This is a genomic window from Pseudoalteromonas sp. Cn5-37 (assembly GCF_021532495.1).
Classification (GTDB): Bacteria; Pseudomonadota; Gammaproteobacteria; order Enterobacterales; family Alteromonadaceae; genus Pseudoalteromonas; species Pseudoalteromonas simplex.
In genome coordinates, this window is the sequence record NZ_JAKGBA010000007.1 from 77,929 (window position 1) to 90,952 (window position 13,024).

Here is a 13,024-nt window from a genome sequence, read left to right on the forward strand (position 1 = left end):
TTTGTTTTTCCTGATTCTAAAACAACCCGTGTACGAATGCCAATAGTAAGTTTTCAACCATAGGCTTTTTTCAGCCTATTTACAAAAAACACCGTATTTATATGGTAGGCTAAAAATCCTTAAAAAATAACGAACTATTTGAGGATTTTGTGTCTAACACTTGTGTTATAACTTTTGAATCCTTATAACTTGTTAATAGCGCCCCACCACGGTACCGCGCAAATAATTTATCGGTACTGAATATAACGCATTGGCGCATAACAAAAACAATTTTTGACTCACGCTTTTAGGACAGTCTTTTTATTATGGCAGTTAACGCATTTTCACAATTAAAATCATACCTAGACACGCAAATTATCGGCCAACCACAATTAACTCAAGCACTGTTAATCGCAATTTTGGCAGATGGCCACTTATTAGTTGAAGGCCCTCCGGGTCTTGCGAAAACGCGTGCAGTCAATGCATTAGCGAAAGGCGTTGAAGGCAGTTTCCAACGTGTACAATTTACCCCAGACTTACTACCTGCAGATGTAACTGGTACCGATATTTATCGCCAGCAAACCAGTGAGTTCGTATTTGAAAAAGGCCCTTTATTTCATAACCTAATCTTGGCAGATGAAATAAACCGTGCTCCTGCTAAAGTGCAATCAGCCCTACTAGAAGCCATGGCTGAACGCCAAGTAACAGTAGGTAAAAACACCTATCCACTGTCTGATCTATTTATGGTTATGGCAACCCAAAACCCGCTAGAACAAGAAGGCACTTACCCACTACCAGAAGCTCAGCTTGACCGCTTCTTATTGCATTTGAGCATTGATTACCCGGGTGCTGAACACGAATTAGATATCCTACGCCTAACCCGTGGCGAGGCTATTTCTGACAAGCAAGCAACGACACAGCAAATTAGTCAAAGTGAGCTATTTGCTGCCCGTAAAGCGATATTAGGTTTGTATTTAGCTGAGCCGCTTGAGAAATACCTAGTACAGTTAATTGTTGCCACTCGTGAAGCAGCAGAGCTTGATGAACAACTTGGCCGCTGGATTGAATATGGCGCAAGCCCACGTGCAACGATTGCCCTTGATAAGTGTGCCCGCGCGCATGCTTGGCTAGAAGGCCGTGACTTTGTTGCCCCAGATGATATTCAAGCAGTGCTGCATAATGTATTGCGTCACCGTATTATCTTAAGTTACGAAGCACAGGCCGATGGCATCAGTAAAGACGATGTGATCAGCCGTATTTTAGAATTGGTGGCAGTGCCATAAGCTATGTCGAGCCAATTTGATACAGCGGCGTGGTTAGCAGCGAGTCATAGTCAAGGCGTCAATTTATCACTCAAAGAGTTGATGTATTACAAAGCCAAAGCTCGTTTGCTAGAACTTGCGCCCAAAGTAAAAATCAAAAACAGCTTAGCTGGGCAATACCTTGCGCCCCATAAAGGCCGCGGTATGGAGTTTGCCGAGGTGCGCCATTACCAAGCCGGTGATGACATACGCTCTATCGACTGGCGTGTTACCGCACGCACTGGCGAAACCCACACTAAGTTGTTTCAAGAAGAAAAAGAACGCCCAGTTTTTGTATTTACCGACTTTTCTAACTCGATGCTGTTTGGCTCAAAGTTATTATTAAAGTCGGTGCAAGCAGCGCACATTAGCGCACTGGTTGCTTGGTCTGCGTGTCAACGAGGTGATCGCATTGGTGGCTTGGTGTTTAATCAGCAAGGTCATCACGAATTAAAACCGACCTCACGTGAAAAAGCAGTGTTAAAGCTTTGTCACAACTTATGTGATATTCACAGCCAAGCTCTGACTAATATCGATCAAACAGCCACCAGCTTATTTAGCGAAAACCTTAAACGTCTTAATCATTTAGCAAAACCAGGAAGCTTGGTTTATATCGTTTCTGATTTTAGTGCCCTTGATGAAGCCAGCTTCAAACAACTTGAAATGCTGAGCAGGCACTGTGAATTGATTGGCTGCCATATAAGCGATCCGTTCGAGCACCAGCTACCTGCTTTTAAACAAACGGTGACTGTATCAGCAAATGGCCAAGAGCTTGCTTTACCACTAATGGATAAGCAATTTCGCGAGCGCTTTGCTAAGTCTGCCGAAGAGTCGTTTTCTAACAGATTAAAACGCTTACAAAAATCTGGGCTTAGTTTAATTTCATTCAGTGCAGCCACTCCTCTTGAGCTGCAATTAGTGAGAAAGTAACAATGCAAAAAAATCCGCTAGATGGCTTACATGATGTCATTGCACCGACCGAGGTTGCATGGTGGCCACTTGCTCCAATTTGGTGGCTAATTATCGCCTTAGTTGGTTCGTTATTAATTATCGGCTTAGTGCTTTTATATAAAAACCAGCAATTTAAAAAAGCCAAAAAACAAGCCATTAAGTTAAGTAAAACCCTTAGTGATGATGACGCGCAAGAGCTACACATTATTTTAAAACGCTTAACTCGTCATTATTACAGCAGTCAGCTTGCTTCTCAGCCTTTGGCTAAGTGGTCAGAAAGTTTATCTAAACTCAGTGGCGACAACTTTAGTTACGACGAGTTGATGCCGCTTTATCAACAACAAAGTAATAATGCTGAACTTGCAGCTAAATTACGCAATGCTATTAGCAACTTTAAACTCAAGGAGCCAATTAATGTTTGAGTTTAGTTGGCCATGGTGTTTTGTGCTTTTACCTCTGCCTTGGTTATTAAGCCGCTTTATGCCGTTAAAGCAACAAGGGCAGTTACGTTTACGTATTCCTGGCTTTGCTAAGCTGGGCTTAAATAATCAAGCAGTACAGCAACACAGCCGAAAAGTTTCATTGCTTGAATGGGCTGTTTGGATCTCTTTAGTTGTCGCCATTGCAAACCCAACTTGGCTTGATGAACCTATCACACTGCCTAATGAAGGCCGCGATATTATGCTGGCGGTGGATTTATCTGGCTCGATGACAGAGCAAGATATGGCCTACCAGAATCAATATGTTGATAGGCTTACCATGGTAAAAGCTGTACTCAGTGACTTTATTGAACAGCGTCAAGGTGACCGCCTTGGTCTTATCTTATTTGGTGATACCGCATTTTTACAAACGCCTCTTACTCGTGATGTTAAAACCGTGAGCCAAATGCTCAGCGAAGCGCAAATCGGCCTAGTAGGTAGAGCAACAGCCATTGGTGATGCATTAGGTTTATCTGTAAAGCGTTTTGCTAATAAAGATGAAAGTAACCGTATCGTTGTACTATTAACCGATGGTCAAAACACCGCGGGTAACCTTGATCCAGAAGATGCCCTGCTGTTAGCCCGCGAAGAAGGCATTAAGGTATATACCATAGGTGTTGGCTCTGATAACCCTCGTGGTTTCAGCATATTTAATGTGGGTGGGATAAGTGGCGGTAACTTAGATGAAAACCTACTCAAGCGCATTGCCGAGCAAACCGGCGGCTTATACTTTAGAGCAAAAGATGTGGCTGGTTTACAGCAAATTTATCAAGAGCTCGATAAGCTTGAGCCAATTAGTAGCGATGAACAAACGTTCCGCCCACAAATTTCATTGTTTTATATTCCACTGCTTGTGGCGCTGGGCTTAATAAGCTTAGCAATGCTCGTCAATTTTATTCGCCAATTTAAGCAGGAGAGCTAGTATGGATTTTGAATTTATTCGCCCTGCCCTACTTTGGTTATTAATCCCCGCGCTGATTATTTTTAGTGTGCTGTTGGTACGCAACAAAAAAAGCGCCCCCGCTGATTTAATTGCCCCCCATTTGGCACAATTTGTAATGAGCGATAACCATAAAAAGCAAAGCCAACCGCTTTGGTTCGTTGCGGTGTTTACCCTGTTAGCCATCGTTTTTTCAGCAGGTCCAAGCTTTGAGAAAAAACAAGTTCCCGTGTTTCAAGCAAAGAATGCGCGAGTTATTGTGATGGATATGTCGTACTCCATGTTCAGTACCGATATCGCACCAAGCCGATTAGTTCAAGCTCGCTTTAAAGCACTCGACATGATTGAGCTTTTCAAAGAAGGTGATACGGCACTAGTGGCTTATGCAGGCTCTGCATTCACAATTTCGCCGCTAACCAATGACGCTAGCACGTTGGCTAACCTTATCCCAAGTCTAAGCCCCGATATCATGCCGAGCAAAGGTTCGAATGTTATTGAAGGCCTAGAAAAAGCCGACGATTTACTTAAACAAGCCGGCTATTTAGATGGTGATATTATTTTAGTCACCGATGGGGTTGATAGCTTAGATCAAGAAGATATTAGCCGCTTTACCGCTCAGTCTAGTTATCGTTTAAATGTCTATGGCGTCGGCACAGAGCAAGGTGCGCCGATTAAGCTACCAGAAGGTGGCTTTTTAAAAGACATTCAAGGACAGATTGTGATTCCGACGCTTAATGTTAGCCGCTTAAGTTCGCTTGCGCGCAACAGCGGTGGCAAATTCGCACTGTATCAAACTAGTAATCAGGATATTCAAACATTTGCCCCCACTGCCAATGCAGAAGTACTCAAAGATGAGAAACAAAGCCAAGCATTATGGCGAGTTGATGCCGGTATTTACGGCCTGATTATTTTATTGCCGTTAGCGCTCTTTTTAATTCGTCGTAGCAGCCTAGTGCTTGGCTTTTTGTTTGTTATGCTCCTACCTCAACAACAGGTTTACGCCGCTGAATTACCAGATGTATTTAAAAACCAAGACCAACGTGCTCTTGATGCCTATCAGCAAAATCAATTTGAACAAGCCGCCCAAGCACAAAACACGCAATTAAAAGGCGCAGCTCTTTACCAGCAAGGTAATTACCAAGCGGCCATGGATGCGTTTAGTGAAGATAAATCTGCGACGGGTTTGTACAACTACGGAAATGCCCTTGCTAAGGCCGGTGAGCTAGAACAAGCCATAGAAGCGTATAAGCAAGCCCAACAGCTTAAAAATGACTTCACTGAGGCAAAAGAAAACCAAGCCCTCGTTGAACAGTTATTGCATCAGCAAGAGCAACAACAGCAGCAACAAGATCAACAGCAAAACAACGATCAACAAAACTCTGATGGCCAGCAAGATAACCAGCAAAAGCAACAGGGTGAAAATTCACAGCAAGGTGAAAACTCTGAGCAGAGTGAGCAACAAGATGGCCAACAACCGTCAGAGCAAGGTGAGCAATCAGATCAAAAAGGTGAGCAAAGCGAGTCTAATAGTGACCAGCAAAACAAACCTGAAATGGAATCACAAGCAGACACGTCGTCACAATCTGGAGAACAACAGCCAGAGCAAGCTCCCGAGCAACAAGAGGCCCAGCCACAGCCATCGCAAAGCGATGAACAAGCTAAACAGCAAGCAGAGCAACAGGCTATGCAAGCACAAGCTGCTGAACTGACCAATGAAGAGAAAGAAAAAGCCCAGCAACTTAACCAGCTGCTGCGTAAAGTTCCCGATGATCCAGCGATCTTATTAAGAAATAAAATGCAATTAGAAGCACAAAAACGAAACTACCAACGTCGTCCACGAGGAGCCGAAAAATCATGGTAATGCGATTATTATGTTGTTTATTGCTAATCGCGGCAGCGCCGCTTTGGGCTGCCACCCAGTTACAGGCAAGTGTTGATAAAAACCCTGTCCTTGCTGGTGAGTTTTTTGTTTTAACCATCTCAGCAGACGATTCTATTAACAGCGAACAACCAGACACTTCGGTGCTATTAAAAGACTTTGTTGTAGGGCCAACCAGTGTTAGCTCGCGCACTAATATTATTAATGGTGAAATCAGTAAGCAAACTAACTGGTCTGTAAAGCTGATGACCCGCAAAGAAGGCACTTATACCATCCCTGCATTTACTGTAGCTGGTGTCAGTTCAAAACCCATTGAGCTAACGGTAGCTAAGCGCAGTCAAACCTCAGAGCAAAATAAAGAAGCCTTCATTAAAACAAGCATCAAGCCAACTAGCTTATACGTGCAAGAAGCCGGTGTTTATACGGTTAAATTGTATTTAGACAACAACAAAGAATTGCTTGATGGCAACTTAACTACGCCAGAAATGGAAAACGCTGAGCTAACCCCAATTAACAAGCAATCTGAAGACTATGAGTTAATTGATGGCAAACGCTATTTAGTGATCACCCGTGAGTACTTAGTGCAGCCACAAAAAAGTGGCGTAAATACTATTACGGCACCTGTGTTCAACGGCCGTATTCGTCAAAACTATCGCCAAATGGCTGTGTCAGCGATGGGCGAAGATGTTGATGTTGAAATCAAGCCAATTCCAGATAACTACACAGGTGCATGGCTACCTAGCGAACTGGTTAACCTTGATGAGCAATGGCAACCAAAAGACGACACCGTTGAAGTTGGCACGCCAATCACTCGCACTATCACCTTAACCGCATTGGGGGTTACTAAAGAGCAACTTCCTGATATCGATATGCCGCAGGTACAAGGTTTTAGAAGTTACCCTGATGAAAAAGAGAGTAATCATCTGGTACGTGATGGCCGTGTTATCTCACAACAAACGGCTTCTTATGCTTTATTACCGCAAACTCCGGGCACTTACACATTGCCTGAAATCAAGCTGTCTTGGTTTAATACTAAAATCAATCGTATTAGCTATGCGACCATACCAGCTCGTACATTAACGGTAGTACCAAGTACAAATCCACTCACACCAACAGCTCCTGCTATCGCGGAGCCACAAACCGCAAGCTCTAATGAACTGGGTGATGCGCCAACTAATATGCAAACGGTCACAAAAGTCACGACCCCTATGTGGCTTATTATCGTGGCAGTGGTCGGCTATGGACTTTGGCTAATCACCTTAGTGCTTTACTTTAAAAAGCGTCCTCAGCAACCGACAGCTGAGCCATTACCTACCAGTGGTTCATCAGCATCGTTAAATGAGCTTAAGCAGTTTGCAAAACAAAACAATAACTCTGGGTTTTATAACGCATTGAACCACTACGCAAAACAACAGACTGGTAAAAATGCTGCGGCCATCGAATGTTTACTAACATCACTCAAAAACACACAACTTAATGATGAAATTGCTAAATTACGCACTAAACTTTATAGTTCAGCCGATGAACAGGTTGATTTAAGTTTAATCGTCAGCTTGCTAAGCCAAGCCGCAAAGCAAACTAAATCAACAAGTAATGACACTGAATTAAAGAATCTTTATGATTAACTATTAACCTAAATAGTTGAAAATAAACGGCTAATCTTGAGTTAGCCGTTTTTTTAAGAAAAAAATAATAATCTCAGAAAGTTTTTTTCTGATAGGCAGGTCTTAGTTACTATGACAGAAAAACAAAAGCGATATGAAGCGCTGGTTCATGTCTACCACAGTGAGCTTTTTCGCTTTGCGTATTGGTTGTGTCGTGATCAGAACATTGCTGAAGACTTAGTGCAGGAAACCTTCCTGAGGGCTTGGCGTGCCTTGGATTCACTGCAAGACCAACAAGCAGTTAAACCTTGGCTGTTGACTATTTTGCGCCGCGAGAATGCACGCCGTTTTGAACGTAAACAATTTGATTACGCCGATGTTGAAAACGACACCCTTGTAGATGAACAAAGTTCAACCCTTGATGCTGAAATGGAACAAACAGTGATTCAACGACAAATAGGAAAGTTATCACAAGAATATCGAGAACCATTGCTGCTGCAAGTGGTAATGGGTTGCTCTGGCGATGAAATCGCCGAGATCCTCGATTTAAATAAAAATACTGTCATGACACGACTTTTTCGTGCCAGAAACCAGCTTAAAGAGGCTTTAAGCAGTGATGATGACCAACTTAGAGGAGCATCAAATTAATGGATGAACTCGAGTTTCGCCGCCGCATCCTCGCCGAGCCAAGCACTATTGATAAGGAACTTGAAGCGTTTGCCGAGCAGGACACAGATAAACAGGCGTTTATTGATGATGTACGTGCCTTTGACGATGAACTAAGCAAAGCACTTAACATCCCCGTGCCTGAAAATTTAGCACAGCGAATTATTGATAATACATATAGTTCTGAAGCAGAAAGCGCTGAGCAACCGCTAGACACCATTGTTGAGGCTAAGTCACGCTTTGCCTTTAATCGACTGTATTTAGCCGCTGCAGCGTCATTTTTAGTGGCAATTAGTGTGTTCTTTGTCAGTAACAAACAACATACGTTATACAGTGTGGGTGAGCATGCCTTTGCGCACCTTTACCATGAGATAGGCTCGCTAGATAAACATGAAGCGATAGACCTTGCCTATGTGAACGAAAAGTTTGCCACCATTGGCGGACATTTAGATGAGCTACCAGGTAAAGTAACCTATTTAATGTTTTGTGACTTTCAAGGCAAAAAAGGTCTGCACTTGGTATTTGAGTCTGATTTTGGCCCGATGACGGTATTCATTGTGCCTTCTGACGAGCAACCATTTGGCACTGGCTCTGACGATTTCAATGATGAGCGTTTCGCTGGCCACATCAACCGAGGCGATCGGGCTGATACCATCTTAATCGCGAGTATTGGTGCGCCACTTGATAGCTACAACAGTATGATCAATGACGCCATTCGCTGGCTGCATTAATACCTACTCGTAGTAACACATATTACAGGCATAAAAAAACCGCATTCACTGCGGTTTTTTTATCGCTATAAAGCAAGTTACTTACAAACGTCTGCTACTGCATTTGCAAAGTAATCAATGTTTGCATCACTGATACCAGCAACGTTTACACGGCTAGAACCAACAATGTAGATTGAGTACTCTTTTTGTAAGCGCTCGATTTGCTCTTTATTAATACCTAGAAATGAGAACATACCATTTTGACGGTCAATAAATGAGAAGTCTTGCTCAATGCCTTTCGCAGCTAAGCTTTCTTTGATTAATGTACGCAAGCCATTAATGCGATTACGCATTTCATCAAGCTCGTCATGCCACATTTGCGTCAGCTCAGTGCTACCTAAAATCGTGCTAACAATATCAGCACCATGGGCAGGTGGCATTGAATAGATGCTACGTACAACACTTAATAATACAGAGTTAGAGATATCAGCAGTTGCTGCATCTTTAGCGATGATTGAACATGCACCGATACGCTCGCGGTATAGACCGAAGTTTTTCGAACAAGAAGAACAGATGATTAGCTCATCTACCGCTGCTGCTAATTTACGAAGACCCGCTGCGTCTTCTTCAAGGCTTGAACCAAAACCTTGGTAAGCAATATCAACCAGTGGCGTGAAACCAACTTCAACAGCAAGATCAGCAACTGTGCTCCATTGCTCAGCATTTAAATCCATACCGCTTGGGTTGTGACAACATGCGTGGAATAACACCACATCACCTTTAGGCACTTGCTTAAGGGTATTAATCATGTCATCAAATAAAAGGTCTTTATTTTCGTAATCGTAGTAAGGGTATTCTTTTACTGTTAAGCCCGCCGCTTCAAATAAGCTGATGTGGTTTGCCCACGTTGGCGTAGTTACCCATACTGTCGCATCTTTGTTGCAACGTTTGATAAATTCTGCTGCAACACGTAATGCACCTGTACCACCTGGTGCTTGTGCCGTGCGAACACGATTAGCTAAAAGTGCTGGATGCTCACCCAGTAATAAGTTTTCCATTTTTTGGCAGTAATCTAGGTTACCTGCCAAGCCAATGTACGATTTACTGGTTTCGTTTTCTAAACGAAACGCTTCCGCTTTTTTAACCGCTTTTAATACCGGCGTATTGCCTTGCTCATCCTTATAAACACCTACACCCAAATCGATTTTCTTTGGGTTTGTATCTTGTTTAAAGGCCGCCATTAGGCCAAGAATAGGATCTGTTGGTAATGGTTTTAATTCTGAGAACATTGACTATCTCTTTTTATAGGGGTTAGCGTTGCCACTAGCTTAACATAAAAACCCAGCCTGATTACTAGTTAAATTAGACCAAGAGTTGAGGAATTTTAATACAACAAGCCACAAGTAATGCAAGGGTTTGCTGATCAAAGAAATCATTATTAAATGCTTCCGCATCTATAATACCTAAGCATTCATTTTTGTCTGATAACAGCGGTAGACAGGTCTCTGCTTTCACTTTAGGGTCGCAAGTATAATACTCTCCACCTTGTGCAAGGTAATCGGCTACGTTATTGATCACACGACCTTGCTTAGAAAGTGCCACTTGAACATTATTACTACCTTTAGAAAACGCTTCAGTAAGTGGGAATAATGGACGACTCGGTGCTCCGTGATATACCAATTTTAATAACTGAGAGCCTTCGTCAGTATTGGTTGCTTGGTAAATACCAAACCAATCAACGTGAGTCTGGGCAACGACAAAATCGATGATTTGCTGAAGCTTGGCCAGCTTTTCAGTATTGGTAGCATCCTCTGCAACATAGTCGTTTAATTTGAATGGTTCATCTTGTAAGTAACCAAATAAACTACACGCACCACCCTCGCCTAGCTCAGGAATTTGGTATTCCCAGCGCACTGCAGGTAAAGCTGACTGTGCAAGGTAATGTTCAAGGTTTGATAATTGCTCAACAACCAAGCTTTCTGGTAAATCAAGTTGAGCAGTCGATAAGTAGTTAGAAATCATTTAGCCATCCAAACATCTATAATGCCGAGATGATAACATGCGATTTTACTGTGAGCTAGTACTGCTTGCTGTTAATTGATAATAAATTTCGACCTGATTGCCAGCACTATTAAATGTGACGCCAGTCGCAATTTCGCTCAGCAAACATAAACCTCTGCCATGCTCTCGCACTAAGTTTTGTTGCTCAGAATCTTGTTTGTTAAATCCATGTCCCGAGTCACAAATTGTAAAATACAAAGCATACTCTTCAGGGCTATAGCGGATATCAATGATAATTAATGCATCGGTTAAATTAGCTAATGCTTTTTCTCGTTGTTGATAATAAATTAAAAAACCATCGTCATGATTTTTCACATCAGAGTCTAGTCCTAAAACACCGTGATCAAGCGCATTATTATAAGCCTCAGATAAGATAAGAAAAATATTGGCTCGGTGAGCGTTTAAACCTGGTACCCGACTGATCACATTAACAACCTCTAAAACAGGATCAGTGCTTTTAATCTGCTTTGAATTTAAGCTTAAAGAGAAGTTAAATGGCAATTCAGAATAAGGTTCTACCATTTGTTCAGGTTCAGGCACCGGCAAACAATTTAACAACACTAAACTTAAATCGTCTTGCTGCTCGTTACCTTGTGCAAAACGCTTAACTCTTTCGAGCACTTGATGACAGGAAATGTTATCTCTAGAGGCAAGCACATCTTTAAACCGTTTTTCTCCAAAATAAACTTCTCTTGGATTAATCGTTTCAATAATTCCGTCAGTCGCCATAACGATTCGTGATGTAGTTTCAACCTCTGTATGGATCAAAGCGCGTTCAAATTCATCATCCTCTAAAATTCCCAACGCCATATGTTGAGATTCTAATGTACGAATTATATTTCCCTGCTGATCGATGATATAGGTGTCTGGCAGGCCACCTAACCATGCAGAAACACTTTTACCTGTATTGCTAAGCTCTAGAATAGTTGCCGCACAAAACATATGCCCAGGTAATAACTTCGCCAATACTGAGTTAATCTCAGCTGCAATGTCACTTACCGACATGCCCTTACTTACCATCGTATAAAAGACTCTAGATGCCGGTAATGCACCAACAGCAGCAGCTAAGCCATGACCAGTAAAGTCTCCTAGCATACAATACAAGCTGCCAATTGGACTTTGCCCAACCAAAAACATGTCGCCATTAAACATAGCGGCAGGCGATAAATGAAAATCTAAATGGGTAGGGAATGACTGTTGGTTTTCAAGCGCGTTATTAAAAATGTGCTCGACAATTTCATGCTCACGTTCAACTTGATTTTGATGGTACTCAAGTTGTAAATTCTGCTCTCTTGCTTTTTGACTTAGGTTGCGAATGCGGCTGTGTGCTTTAATTTTCGCATTTAAGATTACCTCTTGGAATGGCTTGTGTAAAAAGTCATCCCCACCGACCGCTAAGCAGCGTTCAAAACTTGCTTCGTCTTCTAAAGAGGTTATAAAAATAATAGGTAAGTAAACTTGGCTGTAGCGCTCTTTTATAATTGCAGCTGTTTCAAAGCCATCCATCACTGGCATAATGACATCAAGCAGTACGATGTCTATCTTTTGCTCGTCAAGAAGACTTAAAGCAACAAGTCCATTTTCGGCAGTGAAAACCCGGTAGCCTTGTTGCTCTAACATCACAGTTAATAAACGACGATTTAGCTCTAAATCATCGACTACCAATATATTAAGCATCAATCGATATCAAATTTTTTATCAAAACGAGATATTTGTAAGATTTTCTTTAATTGAGGCTGACAGTTACTTATTTGTATTGTATCAACTTTGCCCGTTAGATTTTTTTTCATATTGAGCAACATACCTAATGCTGAACTGTCCATATAATCAGTTTCTCTAAGGTCAATAACGACTTTATTGATATTGCTGTTTAAGTCGGCGTATGCCTGACGAAAAGATTGCACCAAATTAAAATCAAACTTTCCTTTTATCTGTACGGTTAAAATAGCGCCATCAGCAGATGTACTGCGCGTCAAACTCATAATAAACTCCTATTTAACAAATCTTTCCGAAGACTTATCTAAATATAACTGCTTAGAACAAATAAGCCAAAAAATAAAACACTTAGGATTAAATTTGTTATCATTTATCTAAGCTTCTACAACGAGATCCACTATGAGCGAAAATAATCTAGTTTACTCAACTTCTACAGGGCGCATTGAACAACCCAAAGAAAGTAAACCTGCACAAAGTAAAATGTTTAAAGATGGTTTTTTACGAATCGAACGCCAAACAAAAGGTCGAAAAGGTAAGGGTGTGATGTTAGTGGTTGGTATTGATAGCCAACAACATGACTTAAAAAAATTAGCCAAAACCATTAAAAGTAAGATGGGTCAAGGCGGTGCAGTAAAAGAGGGTATCATCGAAGTTCAAGGTGATGACAGAGATAAGCTAAAAGCGATTCTCGAAGCGCTGAAATTCAAAGTAAAAATAGCAGGGGGTTAACTTCCCCCC

Annotated in this window: 12 protein-coding genes and 1 pseudogene; 9 read left to right on the top strand and 4 right to left on the bottom strand. The window is 41.8% G+C overall.

Going from position 1 to position 13,024, the window contains the following annotated elements; translation table 11 throughout:
• Window positions 1–305: 305 nt before the first annotated feature.
• The 8 genes and pseudogenes from L1266_RS11065 to L1266_RS11100 all read left to right on the top strand — a co-directional run bounded on the left by L1266_RS11065 (window position 306) and on the right by L1266_RS11100 (window position 8,530).
• Window positions 306–1,262 (top strand): AAA family ATPase, encoded by a 957-nt coding sequence (locus tag L1266_RS11065; RefSeq protein ID WP_054553219.1) that lies wholly within the window; start codon window positions 306–308, stop codon window positions 1,260–1,262.
• 3 nt (window positions 1,263–1,265) lie between these two features.
• Complete coding sequence (locus L1266_RS11070; protein WP_055020719.1) at window positions 1,266–2,210, top strand: DUF58 domain-containing protein; 945 nt, start codon at window positions 1,266–1,268, stop codon at window positions 2,208–2,210.
• A 2-nt stretch (window positions 2,211–2,212) separates the two neighbouring features.
• The gene (locus L1266_RS11075; protein ID WP_235377537.1) at window positions 2,213–2,653 is read left to right on the top strand and encodes a DUF4381 domain-containing protein; all 441 of its coding nucleotides are present in this window, start codon (window positions 2,213–2,215) and stop codon (window positions 2,651–2,653) included.
• Entirely contained in the window at window positions 2,646–3,632 is a 987-nt protein-coding gene (locus L1266_RS11080) for a vWA domain-containing protein (protein WP_235377538.1), read from the top strand. Before L1266_RS11075 ends, L1266_RS11080 begins: the two co-directional genes overlap by 8 nt.
• 1 nt (window position 3,633) lies before the next feature.
• The gene (locus L1266_RS11085) at window positions 3,634–5,511 is read left to right on the top strand and encodes a vWA domain-containing protein (RefSeq protein ID WP_235377539.1); all 1,878 of its coding nucleotides are present in this window, start codon (window positions 3,634–3,636) and stop codon (window positions 5,509–5,511) included.
• A complete protein-coding gene (locus L1266_RS11090; protein ID WP_235377540.1) occupies window positions 5,505–7,154 on the top strand; it encodes a BatD family protein in 1,650 nt (549 codons plus the stop codon). The genes L1266_RS11085 and L1266_RS11090 overlap by 7 nt, the downstream gene beginning before the upstream one ends.
• Before the next feature lie 78 nt (window positions 7,155–7,232).
• Window positions 7,233–7,781 (top strand): annotated as a pseudogene (locus L1266_RS11095) (sigma-70 family RNA polymerase sigma factor); the annotation flags it as partial.
• Window positions 7,781–8,530 carry a DUF3379 family protein gene (locus tag L1266_RS11100; RefSeq protein WP_235377541.1) on the top strand — a complete coding sequence of 250 codons (750 nt, stop codon included), beginning with the start codon at window positions 7,781–7,783 and terminating at the stop codon, window positions 8,528–8,530. The pseudogene L1266_RS11095 and the gene L1266_RS11100, both read left to right, overlap by 1 nt.
• Before the next feature lie 77 nt (window positions 8,531–8,607).
• On the opposite strand, the gene L1266_RS11105 is transcribed toward L1266_RS11100, so the two are convergent.
• From L1266_RS11105 to L1266_RS11120, 4 genes are all read right to left on the bottom strand, one after another.
• Window positions 8,608–9,798 carry an amino acid aminotransferase gene (locus L1266_RS11105; RefSeq protein ID WP_054553227.1) on the bottom strand — a complete coding sequence of 397 codons (1,191 nt, stop codon included), beginning with the start codon at window positions 9,796–9,798 and terminating at the stop codon, window positions 8,608–8,610.
• 73 nt (window positions 9,799–9,871) lie between these two features.
• Window positions 9,872–10,531, bottom strand: a complete 660-nt coding sequence (locus L1266_RS11110; protein ID WP_235377542.1) for a GAF domain-containing protein — start codon at window positions 10,529–10,531, stop codon at window positions 9,872–9,874.
• Window positions 10,532–10,576: 45 nt separating this feature from the next.
• Window positions 10,577–12,247 carry an ATP-binding SpoIIE family protein phosphatase gene (locus tag L1266_RS11115; RefSeq protein ID WP_054553229.1) on the bottom strand — a complete coding sequence of 557 codons (1,671 nt, stop codon included), beginning with the start codon at window positions 12,245–12,247 and terminating at the stop codon, window positions 10,577–10,579.
• A complete protein-coding gene (locus L1266_RS11120; protein ID WP_054553230.1) occupies window positions 12,247–12,552 on the bottom strand; it encodes an STAS domain-containing protein in 306 nt (101 codons plus the stop codon). The genes L1266_RS11115 and L1266_RS11120 overlap by 1 nt, the downstream gene beginning before the upstream one ends.
• 133 nt (window positions 12,553–12,685) lie before the next feature.
• Here L1266_RS11120 and L1266_RS11125 point away from each other — a divergent pair, with 133 nt between their 5' ends.
• On the top strand, window positions 12,686–13,015 hold the full coding sequence (locus tag L1266_RS11125) for a translation initiation factor (RefSeq protein ID WP_054553231.1): 330 nt from the start codon (window positions 12,686–12,688) through the stop codon (window positions 13,013–13,015).
• The last annotated feature ends 9 nt before the right edge of the window (window positions 13,016–13,024 follow it).